Raw genomic sequence first — 22,997 nt, forward strand, 5'->3', positions numbered from 1 at the left:
AGTGGCGAGCAAAACTCTTATCGTATTTTTTAATCTTAAGCCGACCACATCGGAAGCCGAGTATTTGAATTGGGCAAAGACCGTTGATCTTCCAACCGTAAATCAACTCAACAGTGTGTCTTCGTTTGAAGTGTTTAAAGCCGAAACCTTGTTTGGTCAGAACCAAGCATCACCTTGGCAATATTTTGAAGTGATCAATATTGAGTCAGAATCCGCATTTGCAGAAGACATTCAAACAGACGTGATGCAGGCGGTAGTTGAGCAGTTTCAGCAGTTCACTCAAGACGCGCAGTTTGTGGCGACGACCAATATTCGCGCTCTACATTCGTGAACGGTAAAAAACGTACTGTTTAAATACATGGTTTCGAATGCTGCATTAACGCGTTAGCTTGGCCATTCAAAAAGGTAAGTAATTTGATTGCTTGCCTTTTTCTCGTTTTGACCATTACGCTTAGATCGATTGATATGGAGATACTCTGTGAATTATGACGTTTCGTTGCTTGAGATAAAGTTGTTTTTGATGACCACTCAGTTTGGTAACTTTTCTGAGGTTGCTCGCAGGCAGGACATGACGCCTTCTTCGGTATCGCGAAAAATGGCGCATTTAGAAGAGAAGGTAGGCACCAAACTACTGCATCGTCACACTCGCTCTATCTCATTAACGGATGAAGGCACTGCGTTTGCCAAGTACTGTGCGGAAGTGATTCAGCAGTACGAGTTGGTTGTTGAACGTATTGAGCAAAGAGCAGACACGCCTCGTGGAACGGTAAAAATCAGTGCGCCGGTCGCATTTGGACGACAGCACATTGCGCCTTACCTCTCTGAACTGCTTGAGCGTTACCCGCTGATCCAAATTGAGATGCAGCAGACGGATCATTTTGTTGACCCAGCAGCAGATTCGATTGACTTGCTGATTCGTATTGGCGTTCCTCAAGACTCTTCCATGAGAATGAAACGCTTTGGAAATCAACATTATTTGATGGCGGCCAGCCCAAGCTATCTCAAAGTGCATGGTGAGCCTCAATCACCACAAGAGTTAACGCAACACAACTGTTTGGTGTTCAAAGGCACCAAAGGGCTACAGCGTTGGTTTATCGGTAAAGACAAAGAGAAGCTGGAAGCGTTTGATGTGAGTGGGTCACTCTACAGCAACAATGCTGAAACGTTAGTATCGGCCGCGGTTGGGGGCTCGGGGATTGTCGTGTTTCCGAGTTGGTTAATTGGTGAAGAGATCAAATCAGACAAACTGAAAGCCATCATGACCGAGCATCAAGTCTCGACCTCTTCAGAAGAGCAGATCATCAGTGCGCTGTATTTAGAGACTGACAACTTGGCGGCGAAGGTGAGGGTAGTGATTGATTTCTTGTCTGAAAAATTCGGCACACCTTGTTATTGGGACAAGCTGTAAACACAATAAACCGAACAAGAAAAAGGAGCGCATTGAGCGCTCCTTTGTTGTTTTTATTGTATTGCTTTTGAATTGTACCAGTCGTTTTGGTACGCCTTAGAGGCAAACAAAGCGTTGGCCTTAGCGCGTTCAACGATGGCCGGATCCACTTCAATAGGCTTCATGGTTTGGTTATCGAAGTTGTACTCCATGGTCGATACCTTTTCGCCCGGCGAGAACACAACGAGGTTATCTCGGGTTAAGTAACCAAAGTTCTTGTCGTATTGCATCATGGCACGTTCGTCTTTGCGTGCGAGAGGCTTAGTAAGATCACGGCCAATCATCGGCGTTTTCGCATCCACACCAATCAAAGAAAGTAGCGTTGGTGGCATATCTAGGTTATTGGCAATACGGTCGTCTTTACGTGGCTTAATGTCTTTACCAAGAATCAATGCTGGGATGTGGAAGTGCTTCACTGGCACTAAGTTAGCTCCGGATACACGGGCATCGTGGTCAGCAATGATGATGAAGACAGTGTCGTCCCAGTAAGATGATTTCTTCGCTTTATCAAAGAAAGTACCAATCGCGTAATCAGAATATTTCACCGCATTATTACGCGTCATGTACTCAGAGTCGTAAGGCTCAATCTTACCTTGAGGGTATTCGTAAGGGCTGTGGTTGCTCGAACTGAATACCAAGCTAAAGAAAGGTTTACCGGTTTTTGATAGACGTTCGAACTCTTGATCTGCCTTGGTGTAAAGGTCTTCATCACTTACACCCCAAGAGCCAACAAACGATGGGTTCTCGTAGTCTTTCTCTTCGATGATTTGGTCAAAACCGTTACCAAAGAAGAAGGTCTTCATGTTGTCGAAATTCGCTTCACCACCATAAATGAATTCTGTGTGGTAGCCATTGGCTTTCAGAAGATCCGCAATCGTGAAGAAGTTGGTTTGACTCTTACTTAGCTTTACAACCGCACGCGATGGCGATGGTGGGAAGCCTGTTGTCACGGCTTCAATACCGCGAACAGAACGAGTACCGGTTGCGTACAGTTGAGTAAAGCTCCAGCCTTCCGCCATTAGCTTGTCGACGTTTGGAGTGAGTGGTAGTCCGCCTAGTGAACCCACGAACTGCGCACCTAAACTCTCTTGCAGCAAGATAACCAAGTTCTTTGGCTTGCCTTGATAGGTCGCTTCGTTGTTGTTCATGGTAGGCAGAACTGACGGATCGAAATTCGACTTAGCAGAAGAGGCACGAACGAGATCGAGCATCTTCTGGTTATCCATTTTTCCGTAGAACTCTTCCGCGCTCTTTTCTGATTTCATATTGTTTACAGCAAACAACAGAGAGTAAGAGGAGTTTAGTGCCAAATCATTCATCAGTGGGTCGTTAGAAAACGCAACCATTGCAGGGTTTAAAGGGCGATGTCCCAAAGAAGAACGTGCACCTGCAACACCAATCAGAACCACCAAAATGGCAAGAACAGGACGCCATTTCCAGTTTACTTGTTGAGCGTTGTCGGTGAGCTTTTTACTCCATTTCCAACCAAGGAAAAGGGTAATCGCCGTGCCTACAGCACCGATAAAGAGCTCTAGTTTGTAACCAGTCCAAAGCATGCTGAACACTTCTTTTGGATAAATCAGGTATTCAACAAACAAGCGGTTTGGACGTAGGTCGTATTCTTGGATAAACGGAGCAGTGGCCAGTTCCATGTAAACCAAGATCCACAAACCTGCGACCATCCAACAACGTAGAACCCATTTCCAGCATTCGCCGACCTTACCTTGAACAGGCAGTAGGGCAGAAAGTAAGCCCGGGAGAATGAACAGCCAGCAGATAGTGGCAAAGTCTACGCGTAGGCCCTGACCCAAAATATAGATAAGGTCGTTAAAAGATTCGATTCGGTCAGAGAGCCAAATGGCGAGTAAAATCCGCGAAACGGAAAGAAAAGCAAGCGAAAATAGCGCAAATACAGCAATAGGCTGCAAAGGCCCAAATGCGGGCTTCTTCATAAATATTCCCTAATTTACTGATGTAACTGATTTTTATGGCGTGTCTTTTATCAAAGAAAACGTGAAACAAACGTGAAATATAAGGCTTATTTATAAATTTAATTGTAATGATTAGTACGGCTTTGTAAGGGGGAGTAATGCCATACGGCATGCACAGTTCGGTTTGTCGCCACGAAACGCGTCAAAATCGTAGGGTTGATTTCTATAGATTTCTTATTTAGGGTGTTGGGTATGAACTATTTAGCTATTTCTATCTCAACCAACTGTTGTTGTTGCACCTCCCAAGACGTGCGGCGGCTTTCGCGTAGCTATTAGTTAGCAAAAGATCATACAGACATATTAAAGGCCGCCGATGTTTTCATCCGCGGCCTTTTTGCATTTAAAGGAATAACAATATGAGTCAGCCAAAATTACAACTATTCAATACACTGGGGCGCACCCTTGAGCCGTTCAACACCATCGAATCCGGTAAAGTTGGGTTGTACGCTTGTGGCCCTACGGTGTACGACTACGCGCATGCAGGCAACTTGAGAACCTACCTTTTTGTGGATGTGTTAAGGCGCACGCTAGAGCTCAACGGCTACGACGTAAACCACGTTATGAACATCACGGATGTTGGTCATTTGGTGTCTGATGCCGATACTGGTGAAGATAAAATGGAGAAGGGCGCGAGAAAACAAAATAAGTCCGCTTGGGAGATCGCAAAGTATTTTGAAGACGCGTTTCTAGATGATCTTACTAGCCTCAACATCACCAAGCCTTCCATCATTTGTCGCGCGACTGAACACATACAAGAGCAGATTGAATTCGTCCAAGAGCTTGAACAAAAGGGCTTTACCTATCAAACCTCCGATGGCGTTTATTTTGATTCGGCCAAACTTCCAGATTACGGAAAACTTGCCAAACTGGACCGCGAGGGGTTAGAAGCGGGCATTCGTGTCGAAATGGCAGAGAAAAAGAGTCCAACCGATTTCGCCCTTTGGAAGTTCAGTGGTGACACTCCAAGACAAATGGAATGGGAAAGCCCTTGGGGAGTGGGTTTTCCGGGGTGGCACATCGAATGTTCTGCGATGGCAGAGAAGTACCTTGGGGAAGTGTTCGATATTCATGTGGGTGGGGAAGACCATATCCCAGTTCACCACACTAACGAAATAGCTCAATGCCAAGCAAAGAATGGCCACGTTCAAGCGAATTACTGGCTGCATGGCTTCTTCCTTCAATTGAACAAAGAGAAGATCTCCAAGTCCGGTACGTCACTTCGTCTTGATGCCTTAATCGAGAAAGGCTATGACCCGCTGGCTTACCGTTACTTGGTGCTGACCAGCCATTATCGTAGTCATTTGAGCTTTACGTGGGAGAGCTTGGATGCCGCACAAACGGCTCTAAAGCGCCTAAAAGCGAAAGTGTCGGCACTACCAGAAGGTGGCAAAGTCGACCAAATGTATGTTGAGCGTTTTGTGTCACTCATCAACAACGATTTAGCCATGCCACAAGCGATCGCACTAATGTGGGAGTTACTTGGAAGTGCATTAAACGATGCAGATAAAAAGGCAACGGCAAGCTACTTTGACCGTGTGTTTGGTTTAGAGCTTGATAAGGTAGAGGAAGAGGAAATTCCGCGCGAGATCATGGAATTGGTAGAGTTGCGTTTGCAAATGAAAAAGCAGAAGGAATACCAACAAGCTGACGAAATCCGCCAGAAAGTTGCCGAACTCGGGTATAGAATCAATGATGCTGGCGATAGCTCAACAGTAAGTAAACAAGGCTAGCAAGCTGGAAAACAAAAAGGCTCACTGCGATAGTGAGCCTTTCTTATTGAAACGATAAACGCCTCGTCGTTATTGAATCGCTAACTCAGGTTGCGAAGCCTCATTCATTTCTGCGGTTTGATTGTACTTCTTAATCACTAGCGTCAAGCGAATCAGCATTGCAATTGCTGCGGTGGTTAAGCCGGTCACGATACCAATCCAGAAGCCTTCTTCGCCCATTGCAGGAACGATTTCATCTGTGATACCCAGTAACATACCAAGTGGAAGCGCCAAGCCCCAGTAGGCTAGAATCGCCAGAATCATCGGGATCTTAGTATCTTTGTAGCCACGCAGAGCGCCGTTTGCAGACGTCTGTAGCGCGTCGCTGAACTGGTACATTGCAGTAAACATCAACAGAGTAGCCGCCGTTGCGGAAACTACCGGATCTGTGGTGTACAAACGAATGATCCATTCTGGGAACAACAGGAAGAAGCCGACTGAAATCAGCGACAGTAGCGCTGTGGTAATAATGCCAACCAAGCTACGGTGAGAAGCTGTTTCAAGCTTTTGTTCACCCAAGGCATGACCAACACGAATCGTGATACCAAATGAAAGGCTCATAGGGATCATGTACGTCATGCTAGAGATGTTCAGTGCAATCTGTGCTGCAGCAACGTTCTCTGCACCAATACGGCCAATCAAGAGTGCAATCACCGCAAAGATGCTGCCACAAACCGCTATGTTCAAACCAATCGGCATGCCGAGTTTGAACAGCTGTTTGATTTCTTGCCATACAGGTTTTAACTCAGCGAAGTGCAGAATGTTTTTGTAGTGATGATGGCGTTTGATGTAGCTAAACAGTAGGGCAGACATCAGCCAGTAAACCAAGCTCGTTGCCCAGCCACAACCAACGGCACCCAATGCAGGCATGCCGAATTTACCGTAAATCAGAATGTAGTTAACAGGGATGTTTACCAACAAGCCAATCACTGAAATCAGCATGGGTGCGCGAGTGTTGTTCATCCCTTCGCAGAAGCCATTCAAGGTGTAGAAAAGCGCAATGCCCGGAACACCAAATGCCAATGCAACAACATAATCACTCGCGATAGGGATGATCTCAGGCGCAACACCTAAGCCAACGAGAATGGTTTCCCCAAGCAGCAAGTAAACAATCAGAATCGCACTGACAAAAGCAGACAACCAAAGCATTTGAATAAACGCGATACGCACGTTATCCAAACTTTGTGCGCCGCGGTGGTAAGCCGCGACAGGCGTTAATGCCATGATGATGCCGCGAAGCAATAGCGAAACGGGTAGCCATAAACTGGTGCCAAGTGCAATCGCAGCTAGGTCGGCAGCACTCACTTGGCCTGCCATTGTGGTATCGATAAAGCCCATCGACTGAGTGGCAAGTTGCATCAGAATGATAGGTATCGATAGGTGTAACAAAGCGCCCGATTCTTTAAAAAAGCGAGGAAAAGAGGAAGGTTTGTTTTGCATGGATGTAATTAAACACCAATATCAATGCACCAGTGGAAGCAGGATGGCGTTGTGCATTGTAGGGTGTGCCGCGTAGGCACGCGCAATATACGGATTTTTGTTATGAGGTTCAATGTGTAATTTAGATCACAAGAAAACGATTGCTTTGGCTGCTAAATGTATTATTTGTTTTGTGAATGCATTGCACTTTTTACTGCTCATTTTTAGATGAAAACAAGCGATTTTCGACACGCTCGTTTCAATAATAATCAGTCATTATTCCGCTTTTCGATGGTTACAAATCTTTTTATCTGACCTCTCAATTTATTTATTGTGTGATTATTTTCTTGGTGCTATTTATCGCCTTAGTTTAGGCAATGCATGGAATAAAGAATGGAAGCCGAGCAATTAGAAGTACTCAATTTCATTAGCCAATACCCACCTTTTGATGACTTACCGGAAGAGCACTTAAGAAACATCGCAATGAATGCTGAAGTCGCGTATTACCGCGCAGGGACGGACATTCTCAAGAAAGGCGATGACATTCGCGATTTGTACATGATCCGCAGTGGTGTTGTGGAAATCTTCCGCCGCAAAGGTGAGTTATACAACCGTATCGATGCTGGTGGCTTGTTTGGACAAATGGGGTTGTTGATGAACAACCGTGTCCGTATGCCAGCCAAAGCGATAGAAGACACCTTGGTTTACTGCATTCCAGAGAGGATCTTCACTGAGCTATGTGACGAGTTTGAGAACTTCGCTGATTTCATGGAATTGGAAGACAGCGCGAGACTGCGCACTGCGGTATCAAACCACTCAGATGGGAATGACTTCACCACAGCGAAAGCGCGCAAGATCTTAAGCCGCGAGCCAGTAACGTTAGAAGCCACTGCAACGGTGCGTGAGGCCGCAATCTTGATGGCGGAAGAGGGCGTCACTGCGCTTTTGATTGTCCGCGCACAAGAAGACATTACTGAAGACGATGATGACCAACTGCTTGGTATTTTGACCGAGAAAGATTTATGCGTTCGCGTTTTAGCTGAAGGGCGAGACAGCGACATTCCTGTGAGTGAAGTGATGAGCTACGACGTTGTGTCACTCGATTACAGCGCTTACGTGTTTGAAGCCATGCTGACAATGCTGCGTTACAACGTTCACCATCTACCAATCTTAAAAGACAAAAAGCCAATTGGTGTGATCAGCATGACGGATATCGTTCGTTATGAATCGCAAAACAGTTTGTTGCTTGTGAGCTCTATCTTCCAACAAAACTCGGTAGAAGATCTCAAAGCGGTTTCTAAGCAAGTGAAAGACTGCTTTGTGCGAATGGTAAGTGAAGACGCAAATGCCCACATGGTTGGACGGGCAATGTCGGTGATCGGCAGCAGCTTTAAACAAAGACTGGCAGAGTTAGCAGAGCAAGAATTAGGTCCTGCGCCAATCCCTTATTGCTTATTAGCTATGGGTTCTATGGCGCGTGATGAACAGCTTATCGTCACAGACCAAGACAACGCGCTGATTCTGGATAACAGCTACGACCCAGCACTGCATGGTGAGTACTTTGCTCAACTCGCAAAATTCATTTGTGATGGACTAGCCGAATGCGGTTACACCTACTGTACAGGCGACATCATGGCAACCAACCCAGAATGGCGCAAAACGCGCTCCGAATGGGAAGAGTGCTTTGCGAACTGGATTGATGATCCAACACCAGAGCGACTTCTTAACAGCAGTATTTTCTTCGACTTACTTGGTGTACATGGACGTGTGAAATGGGCAGAGCAATTGAGCGGCTTCATTGTGCGTCGTGCTAAGAAGAATAATCGATTCTTAGCTTGTATGGCTTACAACGCGATTCGTCGCACGCCGCCGCTTGGTTTCTTCAAAGACTTTGTGATGGAGAAAGACGGTCGTCACCGCAATTCCATCAACCTGAAGCGTCGAGGCACTGCGCCAATGGCGGATCTGATTCGTGTACACGCCTTGGCGATTGGCTCACGTTCGCAAAACTCGTTTGAACGCCTAGATGACATCAACAATGCGGGCATCTTACCGAAAGGCCGTGGCATGGACTTAAAAGATGCGATGGAGTTGATCTACATGGTGCGAATCCGACACCAAGCACTGGATATCGAAAACGATGAAGAGCCGGATAACAATATCGAGCCAGAAGAAATGTCGGAGTTTGAGCGTCGCAACTTAAAAGCCGCTTTCCAAATCCTAAGCAACGCGCAGAACTATATTAAGTTCCGTTACCAGAGAAGTGGCAAATGATGTGGTTTTCAAAACAAAAGCAAGATATCACTGATTTGCTTGATACCAGCCAGACACCTGATTGGCCAATCTTCTTCGAGCAACTAGCCGAGCAAGTGAATGATACTCGATTAAAACGTTATTACTCTACGCCTATTGTGAATGGTGATACGCCATTAAAAGAGGTACCGTTTGTCTCCGTCGATTTTGAGACCACGGGTTTAAACGCCGAGGAAGACGCCATTCTCACCATAGGTTTGGTGCCATTTACGCTAGGGCGAGTGCAGTGCAGCGGATCTCGTCACTGGGTGGTGAATCCAAATCGAGAACTGAATGAAGAATCGGTGGTGATCCACGGCATTACCGACTCTGAAGTGAAGAATGCGCCGCAACTTGAACAAATTCTCGATGCCATTCTTGATGAGTTAGCCGGCAAGATTGTGGTGGTGCACTACAAAAATATCGAGCGTCAATTCTTCAATAATGCGTTGTTAAACAGCGTAGGCGAGGGGATTCAATTTCCAGTCGTTGATACATTGGACATTGAATACGCGATTCAACGTCGTGAGTGTGAAGGTTGGTTAAACAAGCTCAAAGGTAAAAAGCCGGGTTCTGTGCGGCTCGGCCACGCGCGTGAGCGCTACCATTTGCCTGCTTATCAACCACACCATGCGCTGACCGACGCTCTTGCTACCGCTGAGTTGCTTCAAGCCCAGTTGCAGTATCACTTTGATGGTGACATGCCACTCTCCGTGATATGGCAATAACTCATCCACATCGTCTATGAATTGGCGATAAATTTTATTAGTCGTCCTGATAACAAAATGCAATGCGATATCAGGACGATTAACGCTAAAATTACAAAGTAGAGCAACCCTTCTAAAAGCGACGTAACGATCGCAAATAAGCTTTGCAGCAAGTGACGCAAGAAAGCCATCACTCAAAGTCCTACACAGATTTTAATTTGGTCACGTATTTTAAGGAGATAAATCGTGAGCACCGACAACAATGGCGGTATCCAACGCCCCGACGGTAAAGTGAACCCGATCGATACTGATTATCAGATCGGTCAGGATAACGTCGCGCTAAAAGTAGGTCCTTTTGGACTTGATATTCACAACCGTGTGTTCGCTATTTCAGGTATGTCGATCATCCTGTTCGTAGTGTTAACACTGACATTCAGACAACAAGTTGAGCCGTTCTTCGCGGGTCTACGTGGTTGGCTTGTTTCTAACCTTGATTGGTTCTTCCTATCTGCGGGCAACGTGTTTGTCGTGGTGTGTTTGATTCTGATCGTAACACCACTTGGCCGCGTTCGTATCGGTGGTACAGAAGCAACTCCGGATTACACGTACGCAGGTTGGCTAGCGATGCTGTTCGCGGCTGGTATGGGTATCGGCCTGGTATTCTTCGGCGTATCTGAGCCTATGTCTCACTTCAGTGCTGCTCTTGGCGGTGTGAACGTTGAGAATGGTGTTCGTACTGACTGGGCTCCACTAGGCGCAGCAGAAGGTGATACATCAGCGGCGTCTGCACTTGGTATGGCAGCAACGATTTACCACTGGGCACTTCACCCTTGGTCAATCTACGCACTGTTGGCACTTGGTTTGGCGATCTTCTCGTTCAACAAGGGCTTACCTCTAACGATGCGTTCTATTTTCTACCCTCTTTTTGGCGAGCGCGTTTGGGGTTGGACTGGTCACATTATTGATATCCTAGCGGTAGTTGCGACGGTATTCGGTCTTGCGACGTCTCTTGGCTACGGTGCATCACAAGCAGCAACAGGTCTAAACTTCCTGTTCGGTGTACCAATGACAGATATGACGCAAGTTGTGATTATCGTGATCATCACAGCACTTGCTTTGATCTCGGTAGTTGCTGGTCTGGATAGCGGTGTAAAACGCCTGTCTGAAATCAACATGGGTTTAGCGGCGCTATTGCTTTTGTTCGTGATCGTTGTAGGTCCAACACTTGCAATCATGACTGGTTTCTTCGAGAACATCATGTCTTACCTAGCGAACGTTCCAGCGCTTTCAATGCCATTCGGCCGTGAAGACGTGAACTACTCTCAAGGTTGGACGGCGTTCTACTGGGCTTGGTGGATTTCATGGTCACCATTCGTAGGTATGTTTATCGCGCGTGTATCTCGTGGTCGTTCAGTTCGTGAGTTCATCGTGTGTGTAATCCTGATCCCATCAACCGTGTGTGTATTATGGATGACGGCATTCGGTGGTACGGCGATCAGCCAATACGTGAACGATGGTTACCAAGCGGTATTTGACGCAGAGCTTCCACTTAAACTGTTCGCGATGCTAGATGTGATGCCTCTTTCTCAAATCACGTCTATCGTAGGTATTATTCTGGTTGTGGTGTTCTTTATCACGTCAGCGGACTCTGGCTCTCTTGTAATCGATACGATTGCAGCGGGCGGTAAAGTAGATGCACCAACACCTCAACGTGTGTTCTGGTGTACGTTCGAAGGCTTAGTTGCAATCGCACTAATGCTTGGTGGTGGTCTAGCGGCTGCACAGGCGATGGCGGTAACAACCGGTCTGCCATTCACTATCGTATTGTTGGTTGCAACGGTATCTCTCGTGAAAGGTTTGATGGATGAGCCTCGCCCAACATCAAAATCAATGAAGAAAGCGAAAGCGTAATTTAAGCTTCCTTCATAACAACAAAAAAACGGCATGCTTCGGCGTGCCGTTTTCTTATCTGAATTCTTCATCTTTAGCCATCAATCTACTGCAACTTTCTTCCTGCTCGAAACAATTCCCCAGTGCGAAATTGACGATGTTTTGCTCATTTGGCTTCAATTTATTTTTTACCCTATAAATACATTAGAGATCAAACTATTTTCAAAGTCATGCCCATTTGGTCTTAGTGCGACATAGATCAAATAAGCAGGGTTTTTAAGCGGCTTTGTTTGATTTCTATGCACAATCAGTGTGCATAATAAAAAGGAAATTTAATTAGTGTACGAAGGATATGTATCTACACATGATTACCTCAGCCCCTTGGGTTATGTATCCAGAGATTGGAGAAGACCCAAGCAAAAAATGGATTTTTCGTGAACCTGTCGTGTCTGATGGCGACGATATTTATGGTTTGATCGCAGATTGTCCTCCGCTCGATATGAACTCGTCATATTGTAATTTTCTTCAATCTAGCCATTTCAGCAAAACTTGTATTTTGGTCGAGCACAAAGGCGAGATTGCAGGGTTTGTTTCTGGCTATCAGAAGCCGGATGAACCTAATGTGCTGTTCATTTGGCAAGTTGCGGTTGCCCCACGTTTCAGAGGAAACGGCTTGGCGTCTCAAATGCTTGAACGCTTACTAAAGCGAGAAGGGCTTGAAGACATCAACGCTATCGAAACCACAATCACTAAATCCAATGATGCATCTTGGGCGTTATTTAAAAAGCTCGATGCACAACATGGAAACGCCGGCGAAGTGACGACTTTCTTGGATGAAAAGGATCATTTCAAAGGCAAGCACGATACCGAGTATCTGTATCGTATTCCCCTCAAGTAATCCCCACAAAATAGGAATCAAATAACGGTCTTATCATGGATATTTTCAAAAAGCAGGAATCCAACGTACGTTCATACTCGAACAGTTTTCCAGTCGTCTTTCGTAAAGCAAAAGGTACCTGGTTGGAAACAGAACAAGGCGAACGCTACCTCGATTTCCTTGCTGGAGCGGGATCTCTAAATTACGGTCATAACAATCCAGTACTTAAGCAAGCGCTCCTTGAGTACATTGAAATGGATGGCATTACACACGGCTTGGACATGCATTCAGAAGCCAAAGCCGCTTTTCTTGAAGCACTGAATCAATATATTCTTGAACCAAGAGGGCTGGATTACAAAGTCCAGTTCACAGGCCCAACCGGTACCAATGCCGTAGAAGCGGCAATCAAGTTGGCAAAAAAAGTGAAGGGGCGCAGCAGTATCGTTGCCTTCACAAACGGTTTTCATGGCTGTACGGCTGGCGCTTTAGCGGCAACGGGCAACCAACATCATCGCCAAGGAGCGGGTTCTAGCTTAAACAATGTTACTCGTATTCCTTTCGAAGGTTATGCAGATATTGATGGCCTCAAACTGTTTGAAACCATGTTGTCAGATAACTCGGCAGGCATGGATAAACCAGCTGCAGTTTTATTAGAGACAGTGCAAGGTGAAGGTGGCCTTAACGTTGCGTCTAACCAATGGTTGCAGCGTCTCAGCAAGCTTTGCAAAGCTCAAGATATCTTATTGATTGTTGACGACATTCAAGCAGGCTGCGGTCGAACTGGCACTTTCTTTAGCTTCGAGCCATCGGGCATTAAGCCAGACATGGTAACGCTGTCAAAATCGATTGGCGGTTATGGTCTGCCAATGGCTATCGTTTTATTAAAACCTGAGTTGGATAAATGGAAACCGGGTGAACATAACGGCACATTCCGTGGCAACAATCATGCGTTTGTGACAGCAGCGAAAGCAATCGAAACATATTGGTCAAATGACCATTTTGAAGCGCATATCAAACGTTGTTCGAGCATGGTTGATGAAGTCATTCAGCGATCGGTAAAACGATTCCCAGAAATGTTTATACAGCGCAAAGGTCGCGGGATGATGATTGGTATTGAATGTAAGAGCGGTGAAATCTCTGGTGATATTGCAAAAGCGTGTTTTGAGAACGGAATGGTGATTGAAACCGCAGGACCAAATGATGAGGTGGTGAAGTTCTTTTGCCCATTGACCATTTCTGAAGCCGAACTTACCCAAGGGCTTAATATCTTCGAGGGCTCGGTAGAAGCCATCGCAAGCAAACTTTTCAAACAAGCATCATAGCAAGGAAAGAATTATGATCGTTAGAACACTCGATGAGTGTCGCAATAGCGAAAGACGAGTTGTGTCTGATAACTGGGAAAGTGTCCGTATGTTATTGAAAGACGACAACATGGGCTTCTCATTCCATATCACGACGATATACGAAGGAACCGAAACACACATTCATTATCAAAACCATTTGGAATCTGTATTTTGCATGAGTGGAGAAGGGGAAATTGAAGTCGTTGGCGGCGAAACTTATCCAATCAAACCGGGTACGCTATACATCCTAGACAAGCATGACGAGCATTACCTACGCGCCTATAAAAATAAAGAAATGGTCATGGCGTGTGTGTTCAATCCCCCAATCACGGGCGCGGAAGTCCACGATGAAAATGGCGTTTATCCGCTGGTGGACTAGCCCACTGATGTTTTAAAGGGGTGATGTTTCACCCCTTTTTTCTTATCCATTCTTGTAAATTACCAATCATTAAGGCCCCCTCATGACATTTACCGTAGAAAAAATCGGCGGTACATCTATGACAGCATTCGATGCTGTACTCGACAACATTCTTCTTCGTCCACAAAACCCATATAACCGAATTTTTGTTGTTTCCGCGTATGGTGGTATGACAGACGCTCTATTGGAATGTAAAAAAACCAGTAAGCCAGGTGTCTATCAGCTTATCGCTAAACGAGATGAAACTTGGCAAGACGCACTCGCCTATGTTGAAAGCCGTATGCTGCTGACAAACGAACATATTTTTGCCGATCCGATGAATCGTATGCGCGCGGACAAGTTCATTCGTTCTCGCATTTCAGAAGCAAAAATATGCGTAACCAATATCCTAGAAACTTGCCAATACGGGCAGTTTTCTCTGCGCCAGTACTTACCGCAAATTCGTGAGTTTCTTTCATCCATTGGCGAAGCGCACAGTGCTTACAACACCGCCTTAAAGCTAAAGAACATGGGTATCAACTCGACGTTTGTTGATCTATCCGGTTGGGATAACCAACAACCTCGCAGTTTAGATGAGACGATACGTGAAGCGTTTGAAAAAATAGATGTGACTCAAGAGCTGCCAATCGTGACGGGTTATGCGTATTGCAAAGAAGGGCTGATGCACACTTATGATCGAGGCTATAGCGAAATGACCTTTAGCCGAATTGCTGCAACAACCAAAGCTGACTTGGCGATAATTCATAAGGAGTACCATTTAAGCTCTGCAGACCCAAGGGTTGTTGGTGTTGAGCGTGTCAATCCAATTGGAACGACCAATTATGATGTGGCCGATCAGTTAGCGAATCTTGGTATGGAAGCGATTCACCCAAATGCAGCAGCAGGACTGCGTGAAAGTGGGATTGAATTACAGATCAAAAATACGTTTGAACCAGAGCATAATGGGACACTGATCTCTGCAGATTACCGCCCAGAAAGCGACCGCATTGAAATCATTGCCGGTAAGCAGAAGGTGTTTGCGCTTCACCTATTTGATCAAACCATGGTTGGAAAGGTAGACAACGTTAGCTACGAGTTGATGGAGATAATCGCTGATGCTCGCGTCAACCTCATAGGGAAGGAGATGAACGCAAACTCTATCACCTATTACTTAGGCGGCAGTGCAGAGAGCTTAAACAAGGTGCGCTACAAAGTAGAGAAACGCTATCCACAAGCCTCGATTAATGGACGAATGGTAGCGCTCATCTCTGCAATCGGTTCTCAAATCGATACCAATAAAACGTTAGCTAAAGGCGTTTTTGCACTGATGAATCGCGACGTGACACCCATTGCTCTTCACTCATCAATGAGAAACGTTAACGTGCAGTTTGTTGTGAGTGACGATGAGTATAAAGAAGCGATTTGCGCGCTACATGAAGAGTTCTTTGAACAAGACAGCGATACAAGTAAGTCGGCGAATGTTGCTTGAAGTTGATTGGCGGCAGTTAACTGTTAGACAAAGGTTAGCGGCTAATTGAAAAGAAGGGGCGTGGTTTATCGTCCCTTTTTTGTGTCCGTCAACAAAGTTCAAGACACTTGAACATATAGGGTTAGGTAGATAGAATTTTCGCTCCTCAGTATTTACCTCAACTAACACATGAAACTTATTCGCTGACGACACTTGCCTGATTTTTCAAACTTCACGTTCTACTCTGATATTCGGAGGGAACAAACTCGAATTAAATTAGGTAAACATCATGAATAAGAATCAAACCATTCAATCAGGTCATTACCACCTTAAAACTATCGTTCGTGGCAGCGGTATCCCTTTAATTATTATCGGCAGCGCAGATTACTATTTGCGTGTCATGCCAACTGCATTGTTCGACCATTTCCAATGTGTTTTTGTCGATCATCGAGGCTTTGCTGAGTGTGACGTTATTCCCAATGCATCTGACGCAACGTTAGAAGCCATCAGTGCTGACATTAAATTGGTCATGGATGAGCTCGGTATCGAGAAAGCGTGGGTGTTTGGTCATTCTGGGCATGCATTAATGGCAACCCATTTTGCCGTGACGTTTCCTCAATATGTTGAAGGTTTAGTGCTTGCGAACATCTCGCCAAATTTGTCACCACAAATGCAGGCGCTCCAATTTCAACGTTGGGAACAAGAAGCGGACGAGGAGAGAAAGCAAGTTTTCGAACGTAATTTCCCATTGCTTGCTCGCGACATTGAGCAAAATCCGGAGCGAAAATTCGTTCACTTGTGTCATCGACTAGGCGCGATGCGTTGGTATGCTCCGGAGTTTAATGAACTGCCGTTGTGGGAAGGGTTTCCAACCCATACCGCTCTGTTAGATAAGCTCTGGGGAGAAGTGTTCGCTGAATTTAATACGGCGATTTATCAGCAACTTCCCGCTGTACAGGTATTAGTGATCAGCGGAGAAAAAGATTTCAGCATTGCGCCAGTTTCATCATGGGATCAGATTGATTTTGGAGAGGCAGATATGAAGCTCGAAATCATCGCTGAATCGGCTCACACACCAATGCTAGAGCAACCAGAACGATTTGTGAAAGTGATGAGCGAATCAGTAGCAGCGAGTTAATTCACTTCTGTGTGTACAGGCAAACAAAAGCAAAGGAGCCAGCGGGCTCCTTTTTCTATTTTATTAATGAATGAATATCGAGCGAGAGTTATGCATCCCACTTAGGTGCTAGACCTTCTGGGTCAACCTCACGGCCATTGCATTCGAGCGCATCGATACGAGCCATCTCTTCATCTGTTAGCGTAAGCTCTAACGCTTTCAAGTTGCTCGCTAGGTTTTCGCGCTTTGTTGAGGACGGGATCACTGCGATACCTTTCTGCATTGCCCATGCCAGAGCCACTTGAGCCGCGGTCGCACCTTTCGATGTTGCGATGTCATTAATCACTTCATCTTTAAGAACTTTGCCATAAACCAGTGTCATGTAGGATGTCACCGTAATGCCTTTATCGTTCATGAACTCGACTAACTTGCGGTTTTGCAAATATGGGCTCAGTTCCACTTGGTTGGTAGCAATATTATCGAAGCCAACCACATCTGCAGCTTGTTCTAGTAGCTCGATATTAAAGTTAGAAACCCCAATCGCTTTGGTAAGGCCAAGTTCTTTTGCTTTTAATAGCTCTGGCATGTATTCATTCACGTCAGTGCCTTCGCCTGGCCAATGGACAAGTGTTAGGTCAACATGGTCAGTTTTAAGTTTCTCTAGGCTTGCTTTCAAGCTCGGGATAAGGTCTTGCTTGTTAAGCTTATCAACCCAGATCTTGGTGGTAATATAAAGCTCATTTCTCGCTACGCCACTTTCCTCAATCGCTTGACCGATTTCAGTTTCGTTGTCATAGATTTGAGCCGTGTCGATCACGCGGTAACCAAGGTCTAGTGCGTTCTTTACTGAATCGATTACAACCTGACCCTTAAGGCGGAAGGTACCCACGCCAAATGCAGGAACTGTCATACATATCTCCTAGTTTTTAGATTTATTTTAGTCGTTGAATTCGTTTCGATGAACCCAGTTTGCATGATTCTAAAATTGATATAAAGTCACATAAAATGAAAATACTTTTGAATCAAACGCAATAATGAAAGCAACGTTAGATGAAATGAATGTGTTCGTGTCGGTGGTTGATACTGGCTCGATCAGTGCTGCGGCCGAGTTGCTCTCTTTGACAACCTCTGCGACGAGTCGTGCGCTGGCAAGGTTAGAATCTAAGCTCAATACCACCTTACTTAACCGAACCACAAGGCGAATTGAACTGACCGAAGAAGGGCAGTTGTACCTTGATCGCGTTCGTAAAATTCTGGCGTCGGTGGACGAGGCAGAAGATATGCTCGTCGGTGATAAAGGTAAACCATCGGGACTTTTGAGAGTTAATGCTGCTTCACCATTTATGCTTCATGTTGTGGCGCCATTGGTGGCGCAGTATCAACAAGAATACCCAGAGATTGAGCTCGAACTGACCAGTAATGAAGAGAACATTGACTTGCTTGGCAAGCGAACCGACATTGCAATTCGCATTGGACAACTTAAAGATTCCACCATGCGTGCCGCGCGTCTAGCGACCAGTAGCATTCGTGTTTTAGCAAGTCCCGAATACCTCGCGCAACATGGCAATCCAATGTCAGTCAAAGAACTAGAACAGCATCGGTTGTTAGGCTTTAGTCGTTTCGAATTCTTAAATGATTGGCCGCTGCAAACCGAAGCGGGTGAACTGCTTCGTATCAAGCCAGTGGTAAAGGCGGAAAGTGGAGAAACGCTTCGAGTGATGGCATTAAAAGGAGACGGCATTGTTTGCCTGTCTGACTTTATGACTCAAGGTGACCGACGTAATGGTCGATTGGTTGAAGTGTTGCCAGAGTCTCGCTTAGATATTCGACAGCCTATCCATGCTGTCTACTACGCCAACGCGGTGGCTTCTGCTCGAGTACGTTCATTTATCGATTTCTTAAAGCGTCATATGAATGATGAAGGTTTTGAGTAGCACGAATTCAATTATTTGAAATGAATAACAAAAGGAGCCAAAGCTGGCTCCTTTAAAGTATTTCATTTACCAACTTAGATATTTGGGCGTGCCGTCTCGTTGGTTGATGGTGGAAGATGAGGAAGTGTTACCTCTGGTTGGTCACCCGTTAATGAGCGTAAGAACTCAGTAATCTTGACCGACTCTTCTTTCGTCAGTTTTTGACCAAGCTGAAGATCCGCCATCATGGCGACCGCTTCTTCTAGATCCCAAACCGAACCGTCATGGAAGTACGGGTAGGTCAGTTCGATGTTACGTAGTGTCGGAACTTTGAAGACAAACTTATCGAAATCATTGCCCGTGATCGCTTTACGTCCAACATCTGGGTTATCCGTTGCAAACGGCTTCACTAAGCCCATCTTTTGGTACATTTGACCACCCGCGAGAGGGCCGCTGTGACATGCTGTACAACCTTTCGCTTTAAACAAGTTGTAACCTTCGACCTGCGCTGTTGTTAGTGCGTTATCGTCGCCCTTCAACCAAAGGTCGAATGGTGCGTTTGGTGTACGTAAGGTTTGCTCAAAGGTCGCAATTGCATCAGTCACGTTATCAATGGTGATCGTCTCACTACCGTAGGCTTGTTTAAACCACTCGCGATATTGAGGAATCGACTTGAGCGTGTCGATCGCAAGCTGGTGGCTAAAGGCCATCTCAAGTGGGTTTTCAATAGGGCCAGCCGCTTGTTCTTGCAAATCTTTTGCGCGTCCATTCCAGAACTGAACAAAGTTCAAATCCGAGTTAAACACCGTTGGTGAGTTGATAGGGCCAATTGCCCATTTATGACCAATGGAGCTTGGTAGGTTATCGACGCCACCTTTTGCGATGTTATGGCAAGAGTTACAAGAAATGGTGTTGGAGGCGGATATACGAGGTTCAAACCACAACGTTTTACCCAGTTCTACTTTCTTCGCATCAAGTCCAGCAACCGGTTCGATCACCTTGATAGGCTCTGCGGATTGGCGCTCTGCGTAGGCACCGAAAGATAGGACTGACAAGACGCTCACTGCTATAAGAGTTTTCATAATAACTTCCTTTTTAAGTGATTTTTCACTCTCACTAGGGCGGCGTACTTCTTATTGGTACGCTCTGGAAGTCACGGTATAGCAATCGTTTTATTCGATAAAATGCAAAAAATCGATGGTTTTTATGGCAAAAAGCGATGTTAAAAACGCCCAAACTTTGCACGATTTGATTTTGCTAGCTTCCCAAGCAGTTGGTCACCTTTCATTTACAAATATGCAAAGAATATAAACGACAGGTTCGTTGATTTAGGTCAATTATGCAATCAAGTGAACCTTGGTAGGCGAAAAACCTAAGATATAGGAGAAGCTAGGTTTTTATTGCGTAAATTATCGGTAAGGGTGGGGTATATAACAGGCAATAAGTCAGGTGTGTAGAATTATTCTATTTTAGGGATTTTGCTCTAAGTCTAAATGAATTTTTGCATTTCAATTTCAATAAAGCTTGGTTATTGATCATGTTTCTGAGTATGTGAATTATTATCAATTGTGCATATGGTTGCTCATTGTCTAGTTTGATTTGTGTAACGTCACTGCAGCACGTATTGAGCGTACTACGCTGATTGTCTGTGTTTTCGTGTTGACAGTTTGGTACTAGGTAAAATTCAACAAGACTATGATTTCAAGGAACATTTTATGTTAAAGAAACTACTAAGTTGTTGTATCACCTCGGCACTCTGTTTTCATTCTTCTATCGCTTTTTCGCAATCTAATGAGATTGCGGACAGTGCAGAGTTACAACAAGCTCCCGACGCATTGCCTGCCACTTTGATGCTTGCACCGGACGACATCGCCATTGCAGATCGCTACATAGTGGTATTTCAACAACCGCAAATGATGGCGATCAACTCAACGGAATTCGAGCAATTCACGCAACAGTCTGTAGACCGCATGTCTGGTTTGTATTCGATACAAGTGGAGTCGGTTTTTGACCACTCGATCAGTGGATTTGTCGCTAAATTGAGTCCTGAGCAACTAAAAGATCTGCGTTCTGATCCTCGTGTGGATTACATTGAGCAAGACAGAATCCTATCGCTTGACCCAATAGTCTCGGCAGACGCAAATCAATCCAATGCCATTTGGGGGCTAGACCGAATCGACCAACGCAACTTACCACTCAATAACAACTACAGTGCCAACTTTGATGGGACTGGGGTAACGGCTTATGTTATCGATACTGGTGTGAACAATGCGCATGTTGAGTTCGGTGGTCGCTCGGTCTCAGGGTATGACTTTGTCGACAACGATGCAGATGCAAGTGACTGTAATGGACACGGTACACACGTTGCGGGCACCATTGGCGGCAGCTTGTATGGTGTTGCGAAAAACGTCAACCTTGTCGGCGTGAGAGTATTGAGCTGTAGCGGTTCGGGTTCTACATCTGGTGTCATCGCCGGTGTGGATTGGGTGGCTGCGAATGCTTCTGGACCCTCAGTCGCCAACATGAGTTTAGGTGGCGGTCAATCTGTCGCTCTCGATAGTGCGGTGCAAAGTGCGGTTCAGTCAGGTGTCAGCTTTATGCTTGCGGCAGGTAACTCCAATGCCGATGCGTGTAACTACTCTCCAGCGCGCGTTGCTACTGGTGTCACTGTCGGCTCGTCTACCAGCACGGATGCACGTTCGAGTTTTTCAAACTGGGGCAGTTGTGTGGATGTATTTGCGCCAGGCTCACAAATCAAATCTGCATGGTATGACGGTGGCTACAAAACCATTAGTGGTACTTCGATGGCGACACCACATGTAGCGGGTGTAGCAGCTCTGTATCTTCAAGAAAACAGTTCGTTGTCACCAAGCCAAGTAGAGGCCTTGATCGTTAGTCGCGCAACAAGCGGAAAGGTGACGGACACAAGAGGCAGCGTGAACAAGCTACTTTATAGCTTAACCGATGCAGATTGTGGTCAAGACTGTGGTGGCCCAGATCCAACACCGGACCCTGAAGGCAAGTTAACTTCTGGTGTGCCAGTGAGCGGTTTAAGTGGTTCAACTGGTCAAGTCGCGTATTACTATGTTGATGTAGAAGCGGGGCAGCGCTTAACCGTACAAATGTATGGTGGCAGCGGTGATGCTGACTTGTATCTCCGTTTTGGCGCCAAGCCAGCACTGAATGCATGGGATTGCCGACCTTTCAAATACGGTAACAATGAGACATGTACGGTCAGCGCAACACAAAGCGGACGCTACCACGTCATGATTCAAGGTTACTCAAACTATAGTGGTGTCAGCATTCAAGCAAGCTACTAGTTATTATTCTCGTTATTAGAAGAGAACAAAGCCCACTTTTCGGTGGGCTTTTCTTTTGGTAATACCGTGCTTAGGGATGACTGAGTTTCATAGGGGACGTTCGACGTTATTCAAACGCATCAGTTTTTTGCTTCAAGAACTCAATCAGAGTGCGAACTCGAAGCGGCATCAAGGCTTTCTCTTGATACACCGCATAAATCGGGATCTCTAAGTCGTGCACATCGGGTAGGATGCGAACTAAATCTCCACGAGCTAGTTCTTCCTTCATCATAAAGCTTGGCATGATGGCAAACCCAAGATGATTCAAAACAAACTCTTTTACTGTGGCCGCGGTTCTCACTTGTACTTTTGGACTGTGAACCAAGCGCGTGACATGACCTTGGCTGTTGGTCATCGTGAGTTGCTTATCACCGTGAACGATATGGTGGCTAATCCAATCCAACGATAGAAGATCTTCCGGTGTCGATACCGTTTCTACCTTGCTGAGATAGGTTGGCGTGGCGCAAATCATATCGCGAAAATAGCCCAGTCTAACCGCATATAAACTCGAATCTTCTAAAGCGGAGGAGGCGCGCAGTGCAATGTCGCAGCGAGATTCAATCAGGTTGCTGTAACTGTCGCTCTCAATAATGTCGAGTTTGATTTCCGGATAGAGGTGTAAGAACTCACTCAATAAATCGACCAAAGCTGAGCTAGGCGTAGAAATACGAATCGTCCCACTAGGGATTTGATTGGCATCTTGTGTTTCTGCATTAGCTTCAGACGCAATATCACCAATCAGTTTGCACTTTTCGTAATAGCGTAAACCTGCATCAGTCAATGAAAGGGAGCGTGTTGTGCGATGCAACAGGCGAGTATTCAACGCTTGCTCAAGTTTCGAAACGATTTGTGAGACGCGCGCTTTGCCAATATCAAGATCATCTGCTGCTTGAGTAAAGGATTGTTTCTCTGCCACTTTGGCAAAGACCATCATGTCATCGAGTGAGATCATACCGATTACTTTCCCAAAGCCATTTAGTGTTGTTTAGTCAGAATGAACAATTAGTT

General features: G+C 45.6%; 18 protein-coding genes. 13 read left to right on the forward strand and 5 right to left on the reverse strand.

Features of this window, described 5'->3' with window-relative positions:
• Position 1: 1 nt before the first annotated feature.
• Together ACLIIY_RS06135 and ACLIIY_RS06140 are read left to right on the forward strand one after the other, a co-directional pair.
• A complete protein-coding gene (locus tag ACLIIY_RS06135; protein ID WP_434528305.1) occupies positions 2-331 on the forward strand; it encodes a hypothetical protein in 330 nt (109 codons plus the stop codon).
• Positions 332-478: 147 nt separating this feature from the next.
• Complete coding sequence (locus ACLIIY_RS06140; RefSeq protein WP_434528306.1) at positions 479-1,408, forward strand: LysR family transcriptional regulator; 930 nt, start codon at positions 479-481, stop codon at positions 1,406-1,408.
• Positions 1,409-1,461: 53 nt separating this feature from the next.
• Here ACLIIY_RS06140 and ACLIIY_RS06145 read toward each other — a convergent pair whose 3' ends face one another.
• Complete coding sequence (locus ACLIIY_RS06145; RefSeq protein ID WP_354393348.1) at positions 1,462-3,399, reverse strand: LTA synthase family protein; 1,938 nt, start codon at positions 3,397-3,399, stop codon at positions 1,462-1,464.
• Positions 3,400-3,794: 395 nt separating this feature from the next.
• On the opposite strand from ACLIIY_RS06145, the gene cysS reads away from it, so the two are divergent.
• Complete coding sequence (gene cysS / locus ACLIIY_RS06150) at positions 3,795-5,168, forward strand: cysteine--tRNA ligase (RefSeq protein ID WP_434528307.1); 1,374 nt, start codon at positions 3,795-3,797, stop codon at positions 5,166-5,168.
• Positions 5,169-5,237: 69 nt separating this feature from the next.
• Here the strand turns inward: cysS and ACLIIY_RS06155 are convergent, their stop codons facing one another.
• On the reverse strand, positions 5,238-6,647 hold the full coding sequence (locus tag ACLIIY_RS06155; RefSeq protein ID WP_434528308.1) for an MATE family efflux transporter: 1,410 nt from the start codon (positions 6,645-6,647) through the stop codon (positions 5,238-5,240).
• A gap of 372 nt (positions 6,648-7,019) precedes the next feature.
• Between ACLIIY_RS06155 and ACLIIY_RS06160 the strand changes: the two genes are divergently transcribed.
• From ACLIIY_RS06160 to ACLIIY_RS06195, 8 genes are all read left to right on the forward strand, one after another.
• A complete protein-coding gene (locus ACLIIY_RS06160; RefSeq protein WP_434528309.1) occupies positions 7,020-8,900 on the forward strand; it encodes a DUF294 nucleotidyltransferase-like domain-containing protein in 1,881 nt (626 codons plus the stop codon).
• The gene (locus ACLIIY_RS06165) at positions 8,897-9,646 is read left to right on the forward strand and encodes a 3'-5' exonuclease (protein ID WP_434528310.1); all 750 of its coding nucleotides are present in this window, start codon (positions 8,897-8,899) and stop codon (positions 9,644-9,646) included. The genes ACLIIY_RS06160 and ACLIIY_RS06165 overlap by 4 nt, the downstream gene beginning before the upstream one ends.
• Positions 9,647-9,871: 225 nt before the next feature.
• Positions 9,872-11,536: a BCCT family transporter gene (locus tag ACLIIY_RS06170; protein WP_009704320.1), complete on the forward strand. Its 1,665-nt coding sequence runs from the start codon at positions 9,872-9,874 to the stop codon at positions 11,534-11,536.
• Positions 11,537-11,879: 343 nt separating this feature from the next.
• The gene (ectA, locus tag ACLIIY_RS06175) at positions 11,880-12,413 is read left to right on the forward strand and encodes a diaminobutyrate acetyltransferase (protein WP_009704321.1); all 534 of its coding nucleotides are present in this window, start codon (positions 11,880-11,882) and stop codon (positions 12,411-12,413) included.
• 35 nt (positions 12,414-12,448) lie between these two features.
• Complete coding sequence (ectB, locus tag ACLIIY_RS06180) at positions 12,449-13,714, forward strand: diaminobutyrate--2-oxoglutarate transaminase (RefSeq protein WP_434528311.1); 1,266 nt, start codon at positions 12,449-12,451, stop codon at positions 13,712-13,714.
• 13 nt (positions 13,715-13,727) lie between these two features.
• Positions 13,728-14,114: an ectoine synthase gene (locus tag ACLIIY_RS06185; protein ID WP_005393369.1), complete on the forward strand. Its 387-nt coding sequence runs from the start codon at positions 13,728-13,730 to the stop codon at positions 14,112-14,114.
• 82 nt (positions 14,115-14,196) lie between these two features.
• Positions 14,197-15,621: an aspartate kinase gene (locus ACLIIY_RS06190; RefSeq protein ID WP_045481874.1), complete on the forward strand. Its 1,425-nt coding sequence runs from the start codon at positions 14,197-14,199 to the stop codon at positions 15,619-15,621.
• A 268-nt stretch (positions 15,622-15,889) separates the two neighbouring features.
• The gene (locus ACLIIY_RS06195) at positions 15,890-16,738 is read left to right on the forward strand and encodes an alpha/beta fold hydrolase (protein ID WP_434528312.1); all 849 of its coding nucleotides are present in this window, start codon (positions 15,890-15,892) and stop codon (positions 16,736-16,738) included.
• A gap of 88 nt (positions 16,739-16,826) precedes the next feature.
• Here ACLIIY_RS06195 and dkgB read toward each other — a convergent pair whose 3' ends face one another.
• Positions 16,827-17,627 (reverse strand): 2,5-didehydrogluconate reductase DkgB, encoded by an 801-nt coding sequence (dkgB, locus tag ACLIIY_RS06200; protein ID WP_434528313.1) that lies wholly within the window; start codon positions 17,625-17,627, stop codon positions 16,827-16,829.
• A gap of 124 nt (positions 17,628-17,751) precedes the next feature.
• On the opposite strand from dkgB, the gene ACLIIY_RS06205 reads away from it, so the two are divergent.
• Positions 17,752-18,651 carry a LysR substrate-binding domain-containing protein gene (locus tag ACLIIY_RS06205; RefSeq protein WP_434528314.1) on the forward strand — a complete coding sequence of 300 codons (900 nt, stop codon included), beginning with the start codon at positions 17,752-17,754 and terminating at the stop codon, positions 18,649-18,651.
• A 74-nt stretch (positions 18,652-18,725) separates the two neighbouring features.
• Here the strand turns inward: ACLIIY_RS06205 and ACLIIY_RS06210 are convergent, their stop codons facing one another.
• A complete protein-coding gene (locus ACLIIY_RS06210; RefSeq protein ID WP_434528315.1) occupies positions 18,726-19,712 on the reverse strand; it encodes a cytochrome-c peroxidase in 987 nt (328 codons plus the stop codon).
• A gap of 633 nt (positions 19,713-20,345) precedes the next feature.
• On the opposite strand from ACLIIY_RS06210, the gene ACLIIY_RS06215 reads away from it, so the two are divergent.
• Entirely contained in the window at positions 20,346-21,950 is a 1,605-nt protein-coding gene (locus ACLIIY_RS06215) for a S8 family peptidase (RefSeq protein ID WP_434528316.1), read from the forward strand.
• A gap of 106 nt (positions 21,951-22,056) precedes the next feature.
• Here ACLIIY_RS06215 and ACLIIY_RS06220 read toward each other — a convergent pair whose 3' ends face one another.
• Positions 22,057-22,941 carry a LysR family transcriptional regulator gene (locus tag ACLIIY_RS06220; RefSeq protein WP_285379194.1) on the reverse strand — a complete coding sequence of 295 codons (885 nt, stop codon included), beginning with the start codon at positions 22,939-22,941 and terminating at the stop codon, positions 22,057-22,059.
• Between the last annotated feature and the right edge of the window lie 56 nt (positions 22,942-22,997).

It is taken from the genome of Vibrio sp. K4 (assembly GCF_051122595.1).
Classification (GTDB): domain Bacteria; phylum Pseudomonadota; class Gammaproteobacteria; order Enterobacterales; family Vibrionaceae; genus Vibrio; species Vibrio owensii.